At 71.2% G+C, this 22084-nt stretch carries 10 protein-coding genes; all 10 read right to left on the bottom strand.

Annotated elements, in window-relative coordinates:
* Positions 1-269: 269 nt before the first annotated feature.
* From JG540_RS02220 to JG540_RS02175, 10 genes are read right to left on the bottom strand one after another with little or no spacing between them, the layout of a single operon-like run.
* A complete protein-coding gene (locus JG540_RS02220) occupies positions 270-4745 on the bottom strand; it encodes an FtsK/SpoIIIE domain-containing protein (protein WP_200276647.1) in 4476 nt (1491 codons plus the stop codon).
* Positions 4745-5503, bottom strand: coding sequence for a hypothetical protein (locus tag JG540_RS02215; RefSeq protein WP_200276644.1), 759 nt, complete (start codon positions 5501-5503; stop codon positions 4745-4747). The genes JG540_RS02220 and JG540_RS02215 overlap by 1 nt, the downstream gene beginning before the upstream one ends.
* The gene (locus JG540_RS02210) at positions 5500-7200 is read right to left on the bottom strand and encodes a serine/threonine-protein kinase (protein ID WP_200276641.1); all 1701 of its coding nucleotides are present in this window, start codon (positions 7198-7200) and stop codon (positions 5500-5502) included. The genes JG540_RS02215 and JG540_RS02210 overlap by 4 nt, the downstream gene beginning before the upstream one ends.
* Entirely contained in the window at positions 7193-8785 is a 1593-nt protein-coding gene (locus tag JG540_RS02205) for an FHA domain-containing protein (RefSeq protein WP_200276639.1), read from the bottom strand. The genes JG540_RS02210 and JG540_RS02205 overlap by 8 nt, the downstream gene beginning before the upstream one ends.
* Positions 8785-9657: a PP2C family protein-serine/threonine phosphatase gene (locus JG540_RS02200; protein ID WP_200276637.1), complete on the bottom strand. Its 873-nt coding sequence runs from the start codon at positions 9655-9657 to the stop codon at positions 8785-8787. Before JG540_RS02200 ends, JG540_RS02205 begins: the two co-directional genes overlap by 1 nt.
* A gap of 5 nt (positions 9658-9662) precedes the next feature.
* Positions 9663-11087, bottom strand: a complete 1425-nt coding sequence (locus JG540_RS02195) for an RDD family protein (RefSeq protein ID WP_200276634.1) — start codon at positions 11085-11087, stop codon at positions 9663-9665.
* Positions 11087-13522, bottom strand: coding sequence for a transglutaminase-like domain-containing protein (locus JG540_RS02190; RefSeq protein WP_200276630.1), 2436 nt, complete (start codon positions 13520-13522; stop codon positions 11087-11089). The genes JG540_RS02195 and JG540_RS02190 overlap by 1 nt, the downstream gene beginning before the upstream one ends.
* A complete protein-coding gene (locus tag JG540_RS02185) occupies positions 13519-14889 on the bottom strand; it encodes a DUF58 domain-containing protein (protein ID WP_200276627.1) in 1371 nt (456 codons plus the stop codon). The genes JG540_RS02190 and JG540_RS02185 overlap by 4 nt, the downstream gene beginning before the upstream one ends.
* Before the next feature lie 26 nt (positions 14890-14915).
* A complete protein-coding gene (locus tag JG540_RS02180) occupies positions 14916-15881 on the bottom strand; it encodes an AAA family ATPase (RefSeq protein WP_200276624.1) in 966 nt (321 codons plus the stop codon).
* A 50-nt stretch (positions 15882-15931) separates the two neighbouring features.
* The gene (locus JG540_RS02175) at positions 15932-21946 is read right to left on the bottom strand and encodes an Ig-like domain-containing protein (RefSeq protein WP_200276609.1); all 6015 of its coding nucleotides are present in this window, start codon (positions 21944-21946) and stop codon (positions 15932-15934) included.
* Positions 21947-22084: the final 138 nt, after the last annotated feature.

Here is a 22084-nt window from a genome sequence, read left to right as displayed (position 1 = left end):
CGACAGAGCTGGCGAGCTCATCACCCACCGACTTCATGCTCGAGAAACCGTCTTTAGTACGCGACAACCCAGTTATCGCATTATCAAAGTCGGCGTCAGTGACCTTTAGGTCAGCCATACTCGTTCCTCCTTGGACCAGCCCTGCAGACAGTGCTCCACCAGAAAACGGAATCGTGGAACCGGACCCGGGATCCGGCTTCTACACAGAGGGTATCTCCGATCCCCCGCGCAGCAGATGGGGATCGTCCCCCATCTACCCACAACCGCCTTCACCCCTCCAGCAGCGGCACCTGCACCTTGGTGGCCTTGGATGCCTGCACCCAGTAGCCCCGCCCCACAGGCATCTCCCCACGCCGGACCTTGGGGATAGAGGTACGCAGGATCATGTCCCCGTCCCCCGAGTCCGGCTGCAGCAGCAGGCCCGTGCGGGCAGAACGGATCTCCTGCAGCAAGGGCCAGGAGGAGTTCCAGCCAGAGGTCTCCCCCTCCGCCACCACCAGGTGCCCGTTACGCTTAGCCTTCTTGACGGCGTCAATCAGCTTGGCCTCCAAGGGCCCCTGCAGGAACTCCGGGTAGCCCTCAATGAACAGGGCGACCGTCGGGTGCCCGGGCCGGGCCTCCTGCTCCAGGGTGGGCAGGATCCGCTCCAGGGCCTCCTTGATCCGCTCCTCACCAGAGACGGACAGGTCCCACAGGTCCTCCAGGCCCGCCAGCGGGGAGCGGCGGGAGGCGATGTGCACGCGCACGGCGTCGGCGTCCCAGGCCTTAACCGCGGTGGCCATCCAACGGACAGCGTTGGTGGTGCCGGACTGCGGCGGACCCGCCACCAGCATCACCCCCACCGCCTCAAAGACCTGCGGCGCCAGCGTGTCCGAGGACATGCCGATAACCGGGCTGCCCGCCACCACCGGCAGCAGGTCCCGGGCCGTCAGGTCCGCAGGCAGGCGCTTGATCGCTGCCGGGCGCTGCCGCCCGCGCGACTCCAGGTACCTGCCGAAAGCCTCCAGCTCGCGCGCCTGGGCCAGCACGTCCATGGACTGCCCCAGGATCGCCATCTGCATCTCCTGCGGGTTGTCGGTCTGCATGGCGCGCCCTGGCGGGCTGGTCGGGGACAGCACGTCCTTGGGCAGGCCAAAGTACATGTAGCCGTCCTCGTCGCTCTGCCGCAGCACCACCTTGCGCAGGAAGGAGCTGGCCATCGCGGAGGTGATCGCCTGCGGACGCTCCGCCGTGCCAGCCACGTGCACGCCCACCGCCCGGCCATCCACCAGCACCCGTCCGAAGGCGTCCAGCAGGGCCATGCCGTCCATGGTCTTCTCCAAGGCACCCCGCCAGGCCCCCAGTCCGTCCACCAGCAGCAGGATGCGCGGCTCCGCGGTGTTGCCGCTGATCTGGCGGTAGTCGGTGATCGTGCCCGCATGCGCCGCCGAGTAGCGGTCAGCACGCTCGTCAATGACCTCTGTCAGGTGCCGGATCAGCCGCTGCACCCGCTCCGTGTCGTCAGCGTCAATGACGCCGCCCACGTGCGGCAGCACCTCCAGCATCTGCAAGGAGCCGCCAGCGGCGTCGATCGCGTAGACGTCCACCGGACCGGACCTCGGGGTGATGGCCGCCGCCACTGCCAGGGTGCGCAGGGCCGTCGACTTGCCGGAGCCACCAGCCCCGTAGAACACGATGTTCCCGTCCGTGTCCGGGTGGTAGTACTCCGTGTGCTGAGCCTGGTTGTCCGGGTCGTCCACCACACCCAGCAGCAGGTCCGTGTCCCGCCGCTGCGACAGGTGGTTCAGGTCGTAGCTGGCCGCCAGCTCCGGCAGCCAGGGCTTGCGCGGCACCGGCAGGCCCGCCAGGTCCGCCGCCCGCGCCAAGGTGTCCACCACCCGGTCAATGTCCTGGGGGATGTCCTCCGAGTGGGACTCGTGACGCGGCACCTGCCAGGGCCGCGGCACCCCGAAGGTCATCTCCTCCACCGCCACCTGCGCCACCGGCACCTCCGCGCTGGTGCGCGCCCCCGGGTAGGCGGACTGGAACTGCTTGATGCGCCCCGGCCCCGTCTTGGCGGCGCCCCGGCCCGGGATCTCCGGAGGGAAGTGGGCGGCGCTCTTGACCCCCAGCACGTCCTGGGAGTCCGACTCGTCCGCCATGCGCAAGGCCACCCGCAGGTTCGTGTTCGCCCGCAGGTTGTCCTTGATGACACCCGCCGGACGCTGCGTGGCCAGGATCAGGTGCAGCCCCAGGGAACGCCCCCGCTGGGCCACGTCCACCACGCCGTCCACGAACTCCGGCACCTCAGAGACCAGGGCCGCGAACTCGTCCACCACGATCACCAGGCTGGGCGGGCAGTCCGGGTCACCGCTCTTCTCCAAGGTCACCAGGTCCTTGGCCCCCTTGGCGTTCAGCAGGTGCTCCCGGTAGCGCAGCTCAGCCCGTAGGGAGGTCAGCGCCCGGCGCACCATCGCGGGCGACAGGTCCGTCACGATACCGACGGCGTGCGGCAGGTCCGTGCACCGGGCAAAGGCCGAACCGCCCTTGTAGTCCACGAACAGGAAGGTAACCCGGTCCGGGGACAGGGCCTGGGCCATGCCCAGCACCCAGGACTGCAGGAACTCCGACTTGCCCGCCCCCGTGGTGCCCCCGACCAGGGCGTGCGGGCCGTGCACCCGCAGGTCCAGGGAGATCGGCCCCTCCGCCCCCTGCCCCACCAGGGCCGCCAGGGACACCGGCCGCTTGAGCGGGAAGGTGCCGGTGCGGTTGATGACCGAGTGGTTGGCCTGCCAGCGCAGGACCTGCGCCTCCGGGGAGTCCGCCAGCTCCTCACCCGTCAGGGACACGAAGGATATGGAGCGCGGCAGGTCGGACTCGTCGTCCACCGGGACCCCCGCGTCCACCACCGGGGCCAGCACCCGCCCCAGGCCCCGGCTGCGCTCCGGGCTCAAGAGCTCCGGCACGACGTCGTCACTTGAGCGCGACCGGCGCACGAAACCGACAGTGGTGCCCTGCGCCTGCACATCCACGAAGGTGCGACAGGCCGCAGGCAGGTCCTTGACGTGATCGGTGACCCATATCACGTGCACGCCCACGTCCGGCCCCTGCTCCACCACCCGGTTCAGGCGGGCCCGGTCCACTGCGGCGCCATCCACCAGCACCACCACCGCGGGCACCGTAGGCTCGTCCCCGGAGTCGTCCTCATGCTCCGCAGGCCCACGCAGCCCCGGCGTGCCTGCGCCGCCACGCACCGAGATCAGCTCCTCCAGGCGAGCCAGCAGGGCCGTGCCCGTTGTGGGGTCGCAGGCCAGCTGCATGGAGCCTATCGGCGAGTGGGGTGAAGACGTGTGCGGCAGCCACTCCAGCCACCCCCAACGGCCCTTGCCACGGGTGTCAGTCAGGCACACCAGGGACAGCTCTGCCGGGGAGTGCAGCAGCACCAGCTGGGCCAGTACCGCCTGGGCCACGCCGTCGAGCAGGTCCCGGCGGCCCGCCAGGCCCACTGAGCCGTCCTCCCGCAGGTTAGCCACGATCGGCACCTCGGAGATCAGGTCGTTGCGGGCCTGGACCTCCCGGATCATCTCCTTGTGCACCGGCACGGCGTCGGCGTCGTTGCCGCCGTCCAGCTGGGTGCGCGGCACGTCCGAGCCCAGCCCCAGACGCAGCTGCAGGAACTCCGGGTGCTCCGGACGCCGGGCCCAGAGCATGGGCCCCATCAGCAGCGCGTCCGCCAGCACCTCCTCCGTGGAGGGGTACTGGGCCAGACGAGCGGCCCGCTCCCTCTCGTGCGCCTCCTCCAGGTCCTTCCCCGCCTGCTCAATCGCCTCCGAGAAGACCTCCACCTCATGCTTGTAGGTTCGCTTGGACCTGATCCGCTGGTCGATCCAGTTGCCGATCATGATGATCGGGCTCAGGGCCACAAAGACCAGGCTGAGCGGGTTGCGGGTCATCAGGTACATGGCGGCGCCCATCACCAGCGGGGCCATCATCGCCAGGATCGGGAAACGGGCCTTGTCCCGCGGCCTAGGGGCGTTCGGCAGGTCAATCGTGACCTCCGGGGTGCGTGGCACCACCCGGGGGGAACGTATGTGCCCCAGGTCCGTGGTGTCCGCGCTGCCTGGTATCTCCGAGGCAGCCACCACCCGGGAGACGCGCAAGGTCGTGCTGCCGATCGTGATGACGTCGGCGGCCCCCACCTCCTGGCGCTGCACCTTGAGGTCCCCCACCAGGACCCCGTTGGCGGAGCCCAGGTCACTGACCTCCACCGTGGCCCCCACCAGCAGCCGCAGATGGTGCTTGGAGACCAGCGGGTCCTTGCCCAAGGTGATGTCGCAGCGGGAGGAGCGCCCGATCTCCGTGGCCCCCACCGGCACCGGGAAGGACTCACCCCCGTGCGGGCCGCTCAGGACGGTCACGACCGCCCCCTCCTGGGCGCTGTCCCGGTGGGAGCGGCTTACCGCCCGTACCGTCACCACCGCCCCGGAGCGCAGCCCGGACTCATCCAGGTGCAGCGCCGGGTCCAGCATCCGCCCCTGCACCCCGCCACCAATTGAGGACCCAGCACGACCGGTGGTGGACACCGGACCACCCGGCTCCAGCACCTCCAGGGTCACTGAGCGCGGATCCACAGGGTCGCTCGCCCGGGACGGGCCAGCACCGGCCAGCCCCGCGGCCACGTCCCCGATCGTGGCCGTGGCGTCAGCCGTGACCTGCAGGTTGCGGGCGACCCCAGAGGGCGCAGTGACAGTCAGACGTAGCTTCATCAGGCCTCCTTGGCCGCTGCAGCGGCCGCATCCAGCAGGGGCAGGTCCTCGACGCCGACCAGGCGGGCCGCGAGCGCGTAGTCCACCAGGGCCACCCGCCGGAATGAGGCGTGCGCCTTGGGTCCCCCACGCATCCCCTTGACCCCCACCCGGTCCAGCTTGTCGCAGACGTTGTCGAGCTTGCGGTTGAAACGGGTCAGGCTCCAGCCCAGGCGGGCGGCGGCATCCACGTTGCGTGGCAGGTCCACCGGTCCTGTGCCCGCACGACGCAGCCAGGGCTCCGCCAGGGCCAGGATCAGCAGGCGCTGGCTGGCGGTCAGGCTCACCGCGCCGATCGTCGTCTCCATGTCGGTGGCTGCGCTCATCGTGCAGGCGCTGTAGGCCGGGCAAGGGACCTGCAAGAGGATCTCGTAGGTGGTGGTCCCGGCTGAGAAGACCAGCGCCATCTCCGGGAACACCAGCGGCACCCGCGAGCCCGGGGCCACGTGGGAGACGGAGGAGCCGGTGCTGTCCGCCGCCGAGGCCGCCAGCCGTGAACCGACGTTAGACAGCCACCACAGGCCGTGCACATACTCCAGGACCAGGAAGCTGCGGTGCAGGAAGGGGTTGTCGTCCAGGGACAGGTCTCCCTGCCTACCGATCCTGAACACCTGCCCGGGCTGTACCTCGTACAGCTCCCCACAGAAGTCGACTTTCAGCGGGGCCCGGGTATCAGCCTCCGCCGAGGACTGGCTGGCTGGCGGCTGCTCCTGGCTCATGGGGTCTCCTGGCAGGCGGTCACGGGTACCGAGGAGGAACCCGAGGCGCTGCGGGCCACGACCTGCACGCAGGTGCGTCCCGGCAGAGCGTCAACGGTCACGGAGTGCTCAGAGGTCTCCTGCACCTGCTGCTCTGCCGCAGGATCCACCACCGAGTAGAGGAAGGTCGCGCCCTGGGGACCGTCATAGTCCCAGGTGACAGTCACCTGCTTGCCGTTGGCGGCCAGCTGCAGGTTGGTGACCCCGGCGTCGCGAGCCACCTCGCCACCAGGGCCGACGACGTCGGCCTCCGGGCTGGCGGTGGACTGGACCTGGTGGGTGCCGCCCTCATCGCGCAGGACCGACCAGACGGCCACCCCCGCCACAGCCAGCACCAGCACCGCTGCGGCCACCAGTCCCAGGACTGATCTTCTGGACGGCGGGGACACGGCCTCGTCCTCCCGCGGGGCGACGCCGTCACCCGGTGCCTGCGCCGCAGCAGCCGCTGGCTCGGGCTCGGGGCCCGGCAGGGGCGAGGCAGTGGTGCTGTGGCGGAAGTCCTGGGTGCGTTGCCTCCCAGTGCTCTCCGCAGCCGGTGCCAGGCCACCGCCGAAGAGAGGGCCTTCCACTGGCAGCGCCTGGCCTGACTGGGGATGGCCTCGCAAGGTGTCGGCGCTGGTCCGCTCGTCGGGCTCCGGCTGGGGGACGATGATCCGGGGCTTGAAGCGGGTGGCGTCGGCCACCATGGAGTCCTGGGTCCCCTGGTAGGGGTCTATGGAGGTCACCGGCCGCAGGACCGTGTGGTCCGCCTCCCCGGTCTGCGCCGACGCCACTAGGGACTGCTCCATGATGTCGGCCTCAGTGACCGCCAGGTTCTGGTCACGCTGGACCTTCTGCAGGTCACGCACCAGGCTCAGGACCGTCTGGTAGCGGTCTACGGGACGTGGGGCCATAGCGGTGCGCAGCACCCGGCGCAGCTGCTCGGGCACGTCAGCCCGGCTGATCGGGAGGATGTCGCCCCGCTGGGCGCGGCGCAGCATGTCTGACCGCTCGTTCTGGGCGCCTTTGCCCGGGTCCACGTGCGGGGGGTGCCCGGTGAGCAGGTTGTAGACGGTGGCACCCAGGGCGTAGACGTCAGCCGCCGGGGTCAGGGCCGTGTTAGCCAGCTGCTGCTCGTAGGGGGCCCAGGGCGGGGAGGCTCCGCCGAACTCGTCGTCCACCACCTGCGCCTCAATCGGCACGGCGATGCCGAAGTCCGTGAGCACAGGCCGCTTGAAGGGAGTGAGCAGGATATTGGCTGGTTTGATGTCCCGGTGCAGGTAGCCGCTGCGGTGGATGGTCTCCACCGCGGAACCGATATTGACGGCGTACTTGAGCACCCGGTCCAGGGAGGGAGGCTCCTGCCTGCACAGCTGCCCCAGGTGGGGCGGCGGACAGAACTCCATGACTATGTAGCCCCGGCCGTCCTTGGTCTGGCCGGCGTCGAACACGGAGACCACCGAGGGGTGGGAGGAGAACAGGGCCATGGTGTCGGTCTCGTGCTTGAACCGGCTCTGCGCCTCTGTCTGGGCCTCGAAGCGGATAACCTTCACGGCCACGTCCCGGGAGGGAGACTCCTGGTGGTACAGGAACACGTCGGCGAATCCTCCCGCCCCCAGGAAGCGCACGTAGCTGGCCCCGGGGATGTCCGGCGGGACCGGGCGGGAACGCTCAAACACCGTAGGCCTCCACGGCAATGGTCACCGAGTCGGCCAGGTTGAGCACGTCCCCCGCCTGCAGTGGCTCCGGGGCGCCTCGGGTAACCCGGCGGGGAGCCTCGCCTCGGCGCAGGAGGAAGGTGCCGTTGGTGGAGCCCAGGTCCTCCACCAGCAGGTCCCAGCCCTCGACCCGTACCGCACAGTGCGTCTTGGACACCGACTTGTCCGGGCAGGCGACCGCCAGCAGCTGCGGCATGGTGCCGTTGGGCAGGGGAGCGGCCTGGGGCGCCCGGCCGATCACGACGTCGCTGTGGAGCACCACCTCCTCCTGGCTGGAGGTGCGCAGGCGTCCCAGGACGGGTCTGGGAACGTGGACGCTCGGGCCACCCACCGGCGCCCCACAGACCCGGCAGGCCAGGGCAGTGACCGCGTTGGGGTGCTGTGCGGGGCACATAACGGCTAGGACGGTGCCCTCACGGTCCGGGCCTGCTGGCTGTGCCGCCTCGGCCGGGCTGGCGGCGTGCGCACCCCGACGTGCCCCCCGTCGCACTGGCACCTGGACGGTGTGGCCGTCGTGCATCCACCCGGGAACCACCTCCGGCGGGATACTGACGGGCTCTGGTCGAGGGTCCTCAGGGGAGTAGGTGACCGGCAAGGCGTCTGCTACCGCGCCACTCGGTGAGCCCACTGGATCCGCGGGATCAACCGTCGTGGGCTGCCCCGCCTTGGGCACCGAGGTGACCAGACCCGGTTCCTCTGCAGGCTTGGCGATAGCGGCCTCCGCCAGGCTGACGGCCATAGTGTGGTCACCGTAGTGGTGGGCGTAGACGCTGGGCTCCTCCAAGGGATGCTCTGCGGGGGCGGACTCCGCTTCCCCGACCAGGTCCAGGTGGTCCATACCCAGGGTGGCAGCGGAGGCAGGGCTGCCTGCTACCGCGGGCTCGTCCGGGTACACCGGCTCCTCGTAGGGTTGGGTCTCCACTCCAGGCTCAGACGGGTCCTGCGGAGCCGGGAAGACCTGGCAGGGCTTGCCCGCAGCCGGCTCCGGGACCTCCAGGACAGCGGGACCGGGCAGGCCTGTACCGGGAGCCACAGGCACCGGCTCGGCAGGAACAGACGACGCAGGCAGTGGCTGCTCAACCTGGCCACTGATACGGGGCTGCGCCCCTGCCGCCGAGAATCCCTGAAGACGCAGACTGCTGGCGGGGACTACTCCCGACTGCAAGAGCCAGCCAGGCCCGACTGGCTCACCCCCCTCAAGCTCCATGACGACCTCAGTGCCTGCGGGTACCCTGACCTCCTCCCAGGCCACGGGGTCGGGTGCGTGCAGCAGGACCGCACCAGCGGCGTCAAGCAGGCGGAACCGCCCCCGGGCCACCGCCCGCAGGCCCTCCTCCTGCGCCGTCACCAGCAGGAAGTCCGGCAGGTTGAGCAGGGAGCCGTCGTAGGCCAGCACCAGCACGCGCAGCACCTCTGCGACGTCGACGCCCCGCTCCAGCTCTGCCCACAGGCGCTCCAGCAGGGAGCCGTCCCCGTCCAGCGCCAGTGCCCCGGTGGCGCTGACGGCCACCGGCACCTGCCCCGTCCACCAGCTGGTTCTGCTCACTATGCCTCCTCCGGGCCGGGATGGCTGACACTCGGCGTAGGCACGGTGTCATCCGGCGCGAACCCGTGGGAGCCGGAGCCATCGGGCTCCGCGTCGCTCCAGCTGGGGCTCACCTCCAGCAGGTCCACCACGACGACGGTGATGTTGTCCTGCCCGCCTTCTCCCAGCGCGAGCTCAAGCAGACGCTCCGCCGCCTCCTGCGGGTCCTGGTGGCTGAGTAGGACCTGCGCCAGCGCGGCGTCGCGCACCTGGCCGCTCAGGCCGTCAGAGCAGATCAGGAACCGGTCCCCCTGGACGGCGGGCAGCAAGGTCTGGTCCACGCGGACTACCGGTCCCGCCCCGGCGCCCAGCGCCCGGGTGATGACGCTGCGGTCCGGACGCTTACGGGCCTGCTCCGGGCTGATGAAGCCCGCGTCCACCAGGTCCTGGACGTGTGAGTGGTCCCGGGTCACCTGGCCGAACACGCCGCTGGAGAGCTGGTAGGTGCGGGAGTCCCCGATGTTGAGCACCCGCAGGCAGGGGCGCTGTCCCTGCAGGGACAGGACCGTGCCGGTCAGGGTTGAGCCCGGGGCCACGGCGTCGTGCCCCAGCGCGGAGACCTCTGCCGCTGCCCGGGACAGGCAGCGTTCCAGCTCGGCAGAGTCCACGAACTCCTGCCCCACCAGGTGCTCGAAGGATGACAGAGCCAGCCGGGAGGCCTGGTCCCCCAGACGGTGCCCGCCCATGCCGTCAGCCACCAGGAAGACCGGGCTGCTGGCCAGGAAGGCGTCCTCGTTGTGCTCGCGCACCAGCCCCGTGTGGGTCACCGCCCCCCAGGACACACGCAGCCGGGGGCGCTCCGCAGGGCAGGACCGGGGTTTGTCAGGGTTCACTTCATTCACCTTTCTACCGCGATCAGGCGCTCGCCCACGCGGATACAGGCTCCCTCAGGCAGGAGGGACGCCTCGGGTCCTTCCACAGCCACCTCGGTGGCGTCCGGCATCACTATGGTGGTTCCGTTCGTTGAGCCGAAATCCTGGAGCCACAGCCCCTGGGGGGTGACGATCACGCCCAGGTGGGTCTTGGAGACGCTGCGCTCCGGGTCCTCAACCGGCACGGCTGCAGCCTGCGCCCACTCGCCACGGGCCTCCGGGGCCCGCCCCAGCACCGTGCGCTCAGTGGTCAGGGGCACTACCTGTCCGGTGTCAACCCGCAGCAGCGGCTCTGCGCCTCTCCCAGGCATGACGGTGGCCGCCCGCTGGTCCCAGGGCTGCGCAGCGGCCACCGCCCACGGAGTGGCTGACGGCTGCGACGGCGCAGGCGGCACCGGCACCACGTCCTCGACAGCACCCGACCCCGGCTGTGGTGGGACAGCCTGCCCCGGCGGCATGGACGGTGCAGGCGGCAGCGAGGTCACAGGCGGCGCCTGGGACGGGACAGGCGCTGCAGGCGGCAGCGGCGACGGAACGGCCTGGGCAGGCGGAACCGGTCCCCAGGCCGGAGGCATCGCCTCCCCCCACGGAGGCGGCACCTGCGGGCCAGGACCGGGGGCTTCCCAGGGAACAGAGGTGATAAGCGGCTCTGCCTGCGGCAGAGGGGCCAAGTGCCCCTGCCCGGCAGGCTGCTGCGGAAAGGCTGGTTGCCCACTCAGGGTAGGAGCGAACATGGGCGCGTCCCCACCTGGCTGGAGTACCGCCTGGCCGCTGGGCACCGGCAGCCCCTGACCGGCCCCCTGCCACTGCACCGTGACGGTGGCCCCGAGCGCCTCATCCGGGTCAGTCAGCTCCTGGTCAGGCTCCAGATCCTGCGGAGCGGCAGGGCGCAGCGGATCAGCCCCGGCCCGCGTGTCCACCACGTAGGTCCCGGCCGTGCGGTCCAGCCAGTTGCGGCCCTTGCTGTCAGGCTGCAGCAGCACCACCAGGGGCGCTATCCCCAGGCTCACGGAGCCGATCAGCCCCGCCAGCAGGAACCACAGCAGCCCACGTCCGCGCGGCGCCCGCCCGTCGTTCCAGCAGACCATGCGGATGCCCAGCAGCGCGTAGCCCGGGGTGCGCCCCCGCGCCCACACCCAGACCGCGTAGAAGACCGTCAGCGCCAGCGCCACCAGGGCCGGCACGGGCAGCCAGCCCGCCTCCACCTGCTCCGGCGCCGTGCCCGCAGCCAGCTGCTGCAGTATGCCGCCCCAGGCCACAGCCACCACCAGCGCCTGTACGACGGTCAGCAAGAGGCCGTCCAGCAGCACCGACCCCACCCGTTTGCCGGGAGCAGCGGACTTGCTCCCCTCCAACCTGGTGGCGGCAGCCGCCCTGTTCCTGCGCGTCATCACCTGTCTCCTTGCCTGACTCCGCGGGCCCCGCCCTCACTGGCTGCCGCAGGGCCAATCCTGCCAGCCCGGCGCCCCTTGGTAGCTGCATGCGCGCTACGGGCGCGCGGCCCCTTGGCCTGCCTGGCCCCGGCCCGGTGCCGCAAGGAGGCCAGGGAGACGGCGGCCCGCAGACGCCGTCGGCGGGTGGACTGCTGCCGCAGCCCCAGAAGCACCTGGTCCAGGCTGCTCCAGGAACGTTCCACCACCGTAGGCGGAACGGAGGTGCCAGAGAAGACCGCGCCATCAACCTCCTGCGCCAGCTCCTCCAGGCTGCCTGCCTCCGCCACCGGCCGGAAGCCTGAGCGGGCGGGCTGCCCGCTGCCGCTGCGGATGGCCTCCGCCTGCTCACGTCTAGGCTCCGTGAGCGGCACCGGCAGGCGCAGGTCCCGCGCCCGGTCCACCAGCTCGTCCCAGGCCCCCGTGACGCGGGCCAGCGGCTCCTTGGCCCGACGTCGACGCCGCCGTAGCAGCGCCTTTGCCAGAACGATGATGATGAAGGGGGACAGGAGCAGCAGCAGGCCACCGAGCACCTGCAGTCCCAGCAGCACCCAGGGCCACCAGGACAGCGGCTCGTCCTGGTCGTCCTGGTCGTCCTCGTCTATGTCCGGATTGAGGTCCGCCGGGTCCTGTGGGGGCACCGGCGGCTGGATCACCTGGGGCCGCGGGTTCGGCTTAGGCTCAGGCAGCTCCGTCTGCGGCTTCTTGTCCCGGGGCGGGGTGGGGTCGAAAGCCACCCAGCCCGCCCCGGAGAAGAACACCTCCACCCAGGCGTGGGCGTCGGTACCGGTGATCTCCTGGGGCCCGCCACTGTAGGAGTCCGGGTAGAAGCCCAGCACCACGCGGGCGGGGAAACCGGCCTGCCGGGCCATCAGGGTCATGGCGACGGCGTACTGCTCGTCGTCCCCGACCATCAGCCGGGCCGGGTCCAGGAACTTGGACAGGCGGGCCGCCGAGTGGCTGGCCAGGGAGAGCTTGTCAGAGCCGTCGGAGTAGAAGCCCAGGGTGCTGAAGGCCTGCGCAAGTGCCCGCACCGACTCCACCCCGCCCTGGGTCTCCCCCAGGAACTCCGGCAGGCGCTGGCCCACCTCCTCAGGCACCTGCTGGTCCGCGGGCAGGGGCACCTGGCCGAAGGCCCTCCCGGCGAGATCGGCGTCGCTCCACTGGACCGGCAGCACGGTCTCCACCTGGTAGGTGTCCCCCTTGGTCAGCCCACGGGTGGTCATGGCGGTCTGCAGGTAGGAGGAGTAGTAGACGGTGTCCTGGAGCTCCTGGGCCGCGGCAGAGGTCACCTCCAGACGGCGCAGCTCGCCGCCCCCGGGGATCCAGTAGCCGTTGTAGTCGTTGATGGTGATGCTCAGGCTGGTGGTCTGCGCCTCCGGCGGCAGGGGCGTGTCCGAGACCGTGGCGCCCACCCGCCGGAAGCCGGCGCCGCTGCCCGCGTCGCCCACCCGCATGACCACGCCGTCGTAGGCGTCCAGGGTGGCCAGGCGCACCCGTTGGTTCTTGCGCAGCCCGTCCACCGTGAACAGGACGGAGTCCTTCTTGTCGTCCATCCAGTACCGGTAGCTGGTCAGCGGTGAGGCGTAGCTGCTCAGGTCCAGCGGCGGTTCCAGCTGGTCGCGCAGCACCGCCCGGTGCGCCTGCGGGTCCAGGTACCGCGGGGCCGCCACCCCCGCACCGGCAGCCAGGGCCAGTACCAGGACCCCGCCCACCACCCGGGCGGGGCGCAGCCGTGCGGCCGCGGCCTGGGAGACCACGATCCCGGCGGCACCGGCCTGACGCCGTCGCCGTGCCAGCCAGCCGCCCCACAGCACGGCCAGGATGACTGCCACCGCTCCCAGCCAGCTGCTCAGGGGGGCGTTCTGGGAGCCCCAGGCCGCCCCCACCACCCCCAGGACCGTCACTGGCAGCAGCGCCCAGCCGGGCCGGGAGCCGCGCAGCGCGATGGTCACGGCCAGCACCGAGCACAGCAGACCGGACAGGAGGGGCACGATCGCAGGGCCCACGAAGGCCCCGGCGGGCGGGGTGAGCGTGAGCAGGTCCTTCCAGGACTGCACCGCCCCCACGACCAGCCCCTGGAGGGTGGCCAGGGAGGGCAGCACCCGCAGGCTGGTGGTGCTGGGCAGGGCGAGCGCCCCGCCCCCAAGCAGGTAGACGACGACCGTGTCCAGGCTGGTCTCCAGCAGGCTCCAGCGCCAGCGGGCGGCCGGGACAGCCACCAGCAGCCCCAGCAGCACCCCGCCTGCTACCGCGACGTAGCCGGAGTGGTCCCCGAAGACGGGCCCGTGGGTGGCACCCGCCAGCAGCAGCAGGACGGTCAGGGCCAGCAGGTCCCCCACGTGCAGGCGACGGCGGTCCCCGGCTGCGGTGCCCGGATTTGCTTGAGCGGTCACTGGGCGGCCCTCCTCATGGCCAGGGGCAGCGACTCCAAGGCCCCCAGGGTGAACAGCCGCAGTCCACCGACCTGGGAGGAGACCAGCGTGGAGCCACGGTCCACCCGCAGGCCGAGCGTGTAGGCGGCCAGGGGCAGCTGGCAGTAGGCCCGGTGCAGCTGGGTGGCTGGCTGCTGGGAGCCGGTCACCAAGGCCACCACGGAGGCGTGAGGCACGTCCTGGGCGGCCTGTCGGGCCAGCGTGCCCAGGTCCGTGCGGGTGCGCAGCCGCTCCAGGCGGGTGATCGCGTCCAGGGCCCGCACGGCGGTGGGTGCCACAGGGATGCCCGCCTGGCTGAGCAGGGTGACCTCACGGTCGGCCCGGTATGCGGCCAGCACCAGGGAGGCGGCGCAGGACACACCGGTCTCGAACTCCTCCGGGTCGGCCCAGGCCACCTCATCCAGGTCCAGCACCACCAGCAGGTGGGCGCGGCGGGTCTCCTCGAACTGGCGGACCATGAGACGGCCGGTGCGGGCGGTGGAGCGCCAGTGCACGTTGCGGCGGTCGTCACCGGGCACGTAGTCGCGCAGGGCGTGGAAGGAGACGTCCGAGCTGGACAGCTCCTGGGTGACGGCGCCCTCAATGTCCCGGATGAAGCCGATGGACTCGGCGTCGATCGCGGTGGTGCGCGGGTGCACGAAGAGCTCCACCGGCTCGTTCCAGCGCTGCCGACGGCGCAGCAGCCCCACCGGGTCGCCCCGCACTGAGGTCACGGGCCCCACGACGATCACGCCACGACGTCGGGTCGGGATCGTGAAGACCTCCTCGTGGGAGGCCTTCCCCGCCAGCCTGGGAACCTGGAAGACCGCGGTACCGGCCCCCACCGGCAGCTCCACGGCGGAGCCGCCCACACGGCGCGGGGCCGGGTTGCTAAGCCGCACGGTACCGATCGCGGGCTCCCCCACGGTCACCCGCCCGGAGGCCAGGCTCACCTGCACCTGGTAGGTGCGTCGGCCGATCACGGTAGGCAGCGCCAGCACCAGCAGCACCGTCAGGACCACCGCCACCCCCCAAACCTCCTGCCAGTGGGTGAGCAGGGCGACGGGCCAGGCCAGCAGCACCGCCAGCAGGCTCCAGCGCCCCAAGGGGGTGACCACGTCCAGCACCCGGCCCAGGGCCCCGAGCAGGGCAGCCAGCACCGGCTGGCGGGCCGCCCGGGCCAGAAGGGCGCTGAGCCGCTCCAGCAGGAGCAGGCGGCGGGAGCGGACCCGGGCCCGCAGCGCCTGCGCCCTGCCGCTGGGGAAGGGCCGGGGCCTGCGGGGGCCTGGCCGCCCCAGACGAGGCCGACGACGTCTGGGGCTCGGTTCGTTGACGACCTGGCTGACCATGGTGCGGGACCTGCTGGGCTGCCCGCTCAGGCGCGGCCCTGCGGTGCTGGGACCTCCGCCAGGGCCCGGGCTACCACGTCCTGGGCGGTGGCGCCCGCGAACTCGGCGTCCGGGTCCATGACCAGACGGTGCGCCCACACCACCTCCGCCAGGTCCTTGACGTCAGCAGGGAGGACGTAGGGGCGGCCCTGGGCGGCGGCCCACACCTTGACCGCCCGGGTCATGCCGATAGCCCCACGGGTGGACACGCCGATGCGGGTCTGGGGGAACTCGCGGGTGGCCCGGGCCAGCTGGGCGATATAGGCCAGCACCGAGCGCTCCACGTGGTTCTCCGCCGCCAGGTCGGCCATGGAGGCGACGGCGTGGGAGGCGATCACCGCCCCCAGCTGCTTGGAGCGGTCGGGGGCGGCGGAGCCCGCCAGCACCTCGATGAAGGCCTCCTCCTCGGGGTAGCCGATGGAGGTCTTCATCAGGAAGCGGTCCAGCTGGGCCTCAGGCAGCTTGTAGGTACCCGCCTGCTCCACCGGGTTCTGGGTCGCGATCACCATGAACGGCCGCCCCGCCTCATGACGCACCCCGTCCACCGTCACCTTGGACTCCTCCATCACCTCCAGCAGCGCCGACTGCGTCTTGGGACTGGCCCGGTTGATCTCGTCAGCCAGCACGATCGAGGCGAACACCGGACCCGGGTGGAAGTCCCACGACCCCGTCTTCTGGTCATAGATCGTCACACCCGTGATGTCACTAGGCAGCAGGTCAGGAGTGAACTGGATACGCGAGTGCGTCCCCTGCACCGTGGCCGCCAGCGCCCGCGCCAACGCCGTCTTACCCGTACCCGGCGCGTCCTCCAGCAGCAGGTGCCCCTCCGCCAGCATCGTGGTGAGCGCCAACCGGATAATGTCCTTCTTCCCCAGCAGCGCCAGACCAACATTGTCAACAATACGCGCGAAGGTGTCGGCGAACCAGGTCGCGTTCTCCTGTGTCATAGGCATAGGACAAGGGGCCTTTCTCTAGGCTGGGGACAGTCACAGCGGCTGACGGGTCACCGGCAGGTGAACCACGGGGGGTTACTGAAGTCATTGCGGTCGTTGCTCATAAGCGTGCCCTCCCAGTGCCCGTGCCAGCGGGGCTGGCCATGGTAGTTCCCTGCACCGTCAACGGTCACGGTGGTGGTCATCTGGTGCCCGGCCCAGGGGCCGGAGCAGGTGACGCTGCTGCTGGGCGGCCAGCCAGACAGGGAGACCCCCACGCGCCACGACCTGGTGCCGTTACAGGGACCGTAGGTACAAGTTCCCTGAGCGCCCTGGAAGGTGCCGAAGCCACGGCTGTAACTGGGGGCGACGGCGCTGGCGCACTGGTTGCCGTTCGGGGCCCCCGCGTGCCCGTCACGCACCGCGTTCACGCACAGCCTGCCGGTGCCGCCCTCACCCACGTTGAAGCTGCGCTGCCCTGATTCCTGCAGGGCGATCCGTTCGTGGGAGCCGTTGGCGTCGATCTCCAGCGTGGCGGGAATCCCGCCGTTCTTGGCGCCGCTCCAGGAGCAGCTGACCTGCCCCACGCCCGCTGGGGAGCAGGAGACGCCGGGGCTGGTGGGCGGCTGGAAGGGGGTCACCGAGCCCACCACCGTGGGCTGGGAGCACACGTCCGAGCCGGTCTTGGTGCCGCAGGCCCGCACCGACACGGAGGCTGCCGAGCCGACGGCCAAGCCGTTGCCGGAGAGGTCGCTCAGGCCCTGCCAGCTGCTGCCGTCCACGCTCCACTGCACGCTCAGGTCCGAGGCGCTCCAGCCGTTGCCCTCCCGTGCCGCGGCCTGCAGCCGGATCGAGGCTCCCTGGCCGGTGGCCTCCAGGCCGCTGCCGCTGGGCGAGGGCGGCAGCCCCACCACCCAGGTGGAGGTACTGGTCTCCACGGAGGTGTGGGCCTCCGGGGCGGCGGCGTCGTTGGTGGCCGTGATCCTGAAGACCACCTGGCTGGTGGAGGTGCTCACGGACTCCAGGGTGGTGGAGGTCGCGGCCTCCACCCGCTTGGAGCCGCCCGGCCAGCTGATGGTGTAGTACACGATGTCCCGGCCGTTTCCGTCGGCGGCGCTCCAGGACACGTTCACCCGGTCGCTGTTCCCACCGGTGCCCAGGGAGGCGGCCCGCGCCGTCAGGCTGCCCACGGCCCCAGGACGCCCGTAGGGGGTGACGGACTTGGAGGCCGGGGAGACCTTGGAGGAGCCCTTCTTGTTGGTGGCGGTCACGGTGGCTGTGTAGGCCGCGCCGTTCCTGAGCCCGGTGAAGTTCGCGGAGGTGTCAGTGACCTGCTTCTCCGTGACCCCGTCCGGGCCGGAGAGGTAGACGGTGTAGCTGCTGATCGCGGAGCCCTCGTTCTCCGGGGCCGCCCAGGTGAAGGTGGCCTGCTGGTCCCCGGGCGTGCCGGTGAGGGCCGCCACCGCCGCCGGGACGACGTCGATATTGGTGGTGGCGCTGGCGGAGGCGGGCGAGTCACCCACCCCGTTGGTCGCCACCACGTGGAAGGTGTGGTCCACCCCGTTCCTGCGGCCCTCGATCAGGCAGGTGGTGACCTGCCCGCAGGACTTGGAGTCCCCCTGGGTCTCGTCAAAGACCGTGAAGCCGCTGATCGGGTCGCCGTTGGCGGAGCCAGCGGTCCAGGAGACGGTGGCGGTGGAGGCGGCTGCCGAGCTGGCGGTGACGCCGGTGGGGGCCGCCGGCTTGTCCTTGACCGTGACCTGCACGGTGCCCTCCACCTCCCGGGCCGGGTCATTGGTCTTGTCGCCCAGCCGGAAGCTGACGGTGCTGGTGCCGTTGGTCCCCGCGGGCGGGGTGATGGACAGGGTGGTGCCGGAGACGCTCACCGTGCCGGAGTCGGAGGACACCGGCGTGCCCACCACGTGCAAGGGGGTGTCCGGGAAGGGGTTGGAGGCGTACTGCCCCAGGTCCACGCTCACGGCCTGCCCCGCGTTCGTCGTCACGGACACCGGCGAGACCTGGATGCGCTCCCTGGTGGAGGCCACCACCTGCACCTGAGCGGTGCCGATGGCGGTGGCCCCGGCCGTGTCCTTGACCGTGATGCTCAGCTGGCCCGCAGGCCCCTGCGCGGTGCTGGCCTCGGCGGAGACGGACAGGGTGTGCCCGCTCAGGGAGGCGCTGGCCCCCAGCAGGGAGGGCTCCACCGAGTAGGTCATGCTGGTGGGGTCCTCCCCGTCCAGGTCAGTGACCCACTTGCTCAGGTCCACGCTGACGGGCTCGTCACCGGCCGCCACCTCGACCTGGGTGGGGGTGAGCGTGGGGGGCTGGTTGCCAGCGGGCAGCACGGTGATCGGCAGGGTCAGGGTGGCTACCCGCCCGTCGGAGTCGTTCAGGTCCTGGCCGTCGGTGACCTCAAAGGTCACCGAGCTGGGGCCGGAGTAGTCCGCGGCCGCCCCGAACACCAGGGTGGTGGGGTCCTTGACCAGCGAGGAGCCGTCCCAGCCCAAGGAGGCCGATACCTTTGCGGCGTCGGTGATCTGCACCTTGTGCCCCGCCCGCGTTAGCACGTAGTCGTTGACCGGGATGGTCACGCTCTCACCCGCCTTGACCTGCAGGCTGCCGGTCCTGGTGGTGTCCACCTCCGGCGCGCTGACCTGGGAGCCGGGCACGTGCACCACCGCGGAGGAGGACAGTCCGTCCGGGTCCGTGAGCGTGTACAGCACGTAGTAGGCGGTATCCCGCACCGGGACCGTGAGCGTCCCGCCGGAGACCTTCACGCCCTCGTCGCTGCTGGTGACCTGGTCGGCGTCGACGTCGCCGTCGGGGTCGGAGTCGTTAGCGGTCACGTCCACCTCCACCGAGATGGCCTGGGCGGCGTCGGCCACCGCCACCGAGTCGTCCCGGGCCACCGGGGCCAGGAGCGGGGCGGAGGCGGACACGACCACGGTCAGCAGGCCGGTGACCGGCTCCGAGCGGGTGTCAGTGATGCCGTACTGCACCGTGAAGGTGCCCTCCACCTCCGGGGTGGTCAGGGAGACGCTGTTGCCCTTGGCCTCCACCACCACGCTGGGGTCGGTGGCGGAGAGCATCTCGGGGACCGTCTCCAGCTCGTCGCCGTCGGGGTCCACGTCATTGGCCAGCACCGGCACGCTCACCCGTTTGCCTGGGCGGACGTTGACCTGGTCCGGCACGGCCACCGGCCGCTGGTTGGTGGTGGCGGCCGGGGCCACGCCCACCCGGGCGGTGGCGGTGGCGGTCTTGCCCAGGCGGTCCTTGACCGTGTAGGAGAACACGTCCGTGCCGGCGGACTTGGCTCCGGCCGTGTAGCGGAACCCGCCTGGCTCCAGCTCCACCGTACCCAGCCTGGGCGAGGAGGCCACCCCCACCAGGGTCACCGAGTCGCCCTCGGAGTCGATCCCGGTCAGGGGCACCGGGATCCGCACGCTCTGCCCCGCCACGGCCCAGCCGGTGACGTCCTTGGGGTGGGGCGCGGTGTTGCTGGCCTCGTCCAGGGCCACCACGCTCACCGCCACCTGCGCGGAGGCGATGTTCCCGGCGGAGTCGTGCACCGTGTACACCAGGGTGCCGCTGCCGGGCTTGTCACCGGCCCGCACCCGCACCACGCCGTCGGAGACGAAGGGGCTGGCAGTGGCCGGGTCCAGGGTGTGCTGGAGCTTGTCGTCCACGCTGAGGTGCAGGCCGGAGGGTGAGCGGTCGTTGTCCAGCACCCGCACCGAGCCGACGTCGCCCACCCGGACCACCAGGGTGTCGTCCGCGAGCACCGGCGGCTCGGTGGCGGAGACCGCCGGGGCCGGGATCACCAGCACCTGCCCCTCCACGCTGCCCGCGCCGTTGGCCACCGTGTAGCTCACCTGCTGGGTGGAGGTCAGTCCGGACGGGGCGGTCACGCGCAGCACGTGGTGGTCCAGCAGCGCCACCACCAGGGGCGAGCCGTCAGGCACCTTCACTGACTGCACCACCAGCACCCCGCCGCTGGGGTCGGTGTCATTGGCCAGCACGTCCACCAGGGCCTGCCCCCCGGCAGGCAGGGTGGTGACGTCGTCCTGCGCCACCGGCAGGCTGCCCTCTTCCTGGGCTACCACGTCCACCCGGATGAATCCCGTGGTGGCGGCTGGCCCGTCCGTGACGTTGTACTCCAGGTAGTAGGTACCCACCGTCTGCCCGGTGACCGAGATGATGGACAGGTCCGGGTCGAGGGCGACGGCCAGGCCCGCGGGGGCTGGGGAGACCGAGGCGACCCGCAGGGAGTCCCCGTTGGGGTCGGTGTCGTTGAGCCGGGGGTCCAGCTGCGCCGTCTGCCCCTGGGACACCACCAGGTGGTCGCCGTTGGCCACGGGCGCGATGTTCTCCGCGCCGCGCACGTCCACCCGCAGCAGGCCCTCGCTGGTCTTGGAGCCGTCAGAGTAGGTGACGGTGAGCTCGTGCACGCCGGTGCCCTGCCCCAGGTCGCGGACCGTGACGGTGCCGTCAGCGCGCCAGCCCACGTCCAGGCCGGCGGGGAAGGCCACGGACTCCAGGTAGGCGGGGTCGCCGTCCGGGTCTATCCAGTCGCCGGAGACGTTCACGGTACCCCGCGCCCCCTGGCCCAGGATCAGGCTGGAGACCCGCAGCTGCCTGGGTCCCTCGTTGACCTCCCAGGGGTGGACGCTCAGGGTGACGCTGGCGGTGTCGCTGGCCCCGCCGTCGGAGAGCTCGTAGGTGAAGGTGCTGGTGCCGGTGGCCTCCGGGCGGACGCGGGCCTGCAGGGCCGCGCCGTCACGCACCTGCACCACCTCCGCCCAGGCGGGCTGGGTGGTGGGGGTGGCTACCAGCACGTCGCCGTCGGGGTCGGTGTCGTTGACGATCACGGGCAGGCTCACGGATCGGCCCGGACGCACCCCGAACTCGTCGTCGACGGCGTCCGGCGGGGTGTTCTGCTCGCGCCGCTCCGAGGGCGCCTCCTGGTCGGTGCGGGTGGTGTCGTCCTGCTTCTGGTCGTCCTGCTTGAGCTCGGAGTTGATCTGGTCCCAGTTGTCGACCTTGAGCATGTTCTCGTCGGGCAGCCAGACCCCGCCGTCCTCGGTGTTGTTGAGCACGATCGCGGTGCGGTTGACCCGGAAGACGGCGGAGGTGGCCCGGTTCAGGTCCTCGCGGTCCTCGTTGCGGTCGTCCACCTCCCCCGGGCAGTCGCGCAGGTAGCCGCCCTGGCCGCTCCAGGCGGAGTAGACGCAGCTGCGCAACCGTACCGGGCGGGTGGGCCGTCCCCCGGCGCTGCGCTTGGGCACTGTGGTGACCTGGCCGTCGGCGGCCACCCGCAGCAGGGCCTCCGCGCTGGCCACCAGCACCTCGTCCGCCGCCGGACCAGGCTGCTGGAGCTGCAGCTCTGAGCCGGAGAGCTGGACCTTGGAGCCGTCCCCGCGCACCAGGGTGCCGGAGGTGCGGTCCAGGACCACCGTCTGGTCCCCCACCGCGGAGACCTGCAGCTCGGCCTGCTCCCCCAGGGAGGGCAGGGCGGTGGTGAAGGTGTCCTGCAGCGCCCCAGCCTGTTTGATGGTGGTCATCCGGCCGGTGTCCAGGGAGACGACGTGGGCCGAGCCGTCCACCCCCATGGCCAGCAGGGCGCCCTTCTCCTCCTGGAGCACCGGCTCGGTGGCAGCCGGGTCAAAGCTGTTCTGCTGCTCGGCTGGCAGCACCCACACGGAGCCGCTGGCCGGGTCCGCGACCCCCACCCGGTTGCCTCCCAGCTGCATGCTGGCGGCTTCCTGCACCGGGGCCAGCAGGACGTTCTTGGCCACGTCCACCTGCGTGTAGGAGCCGTCCTCCTGGTCGGAGACGAAGACGGTGGACGCCTCCTGGGAGACGTCGAACTTGCCGGAGGCGGCCCGCAGCCCGCCGTCGATCACGTGGGCCGGGTAGTTCAGGTGGCCGATCGTGCGCAGGTTCTGGTTGGTGACCCACACGCCCCCGTCATGCAGCTCGACCTCCCGGGTGACCACCCCGGGGTGCCACAGCGCCAGAGCCACCGCCCCAGCCGACAAGGCACTGATCATCCCAGCGGCAGCACGGCGCAGTGTCAGGTAGGGCATGGATACGTCCAATCACGGCCGGAGCTAGAAGAGGGAGCGCAAGGGGACTGCACTGCAGCCATGATCTATCTGAAAAGAGTCTTTGACAACCTCCTGAGGCTACTTGTGGGGATCTCTCCCCTACCCGACCCGGCAAGC

Source organism: Actinomyces weissii (assembly GCF_016598775.1).
Lineage (GTDB): Bacteria > Actinomycetota > Actinomycetes > Actinomycetales > Actinomycetaceae > Actinomyces > Actinomyces weissii.
This window is presented reverse-complemented; position numbering and strand designations above follow the sequence as displayed.

Excerpts from the sequence above, each read along its gene's own strand:
- JG540_RS02175 (WP_200276609.1), bottom strand. The coding sequence starts at position 21,946 with ATGCCCTACCTGACACTGCGCCGTGCTGCCGCTGGGATGATCAGTGCC.
- JG540_RS02180 (WP_200276624.1), bottom strand. The coding sequence starts at position 15,881 with ATGCCTATGACACAGGAGAACGCGACCTGGTTCGCCGACACCTTCGCG.
- JG540_RS02215 (WP_200276644.1), bottom strand. The coding sequence starts at position 5,503 with ATGAGCCAGGAGCAGCCGCCAGCCAGCCAGTCCTCGGCGGAGGCTGAT.
- JG540_RS02220 (WP_200276647.1), bottom strand. The coding sequence starts at position 4,745 with ATGAAGCTACGTCTGACTGTCACTGCGCCCTCTGGGGTCGCCCGCAAC.
- JG540_RS02185 (WP_200276627.1), bottom strand. The coding sequence starts at position 14,889 with ATGGTCAGCCAGGTCGTCAACGAACCGAGCCCCAGACGTCGTCGGCCT.
- JG540_RS02195 (WP_200276634.1), bottom strand. The coding sequence starts at position 11,087 with ATGACGCGCAGGAACAGGGCGGCTGCCGCCACCAGGTTGGAGGGGAGC.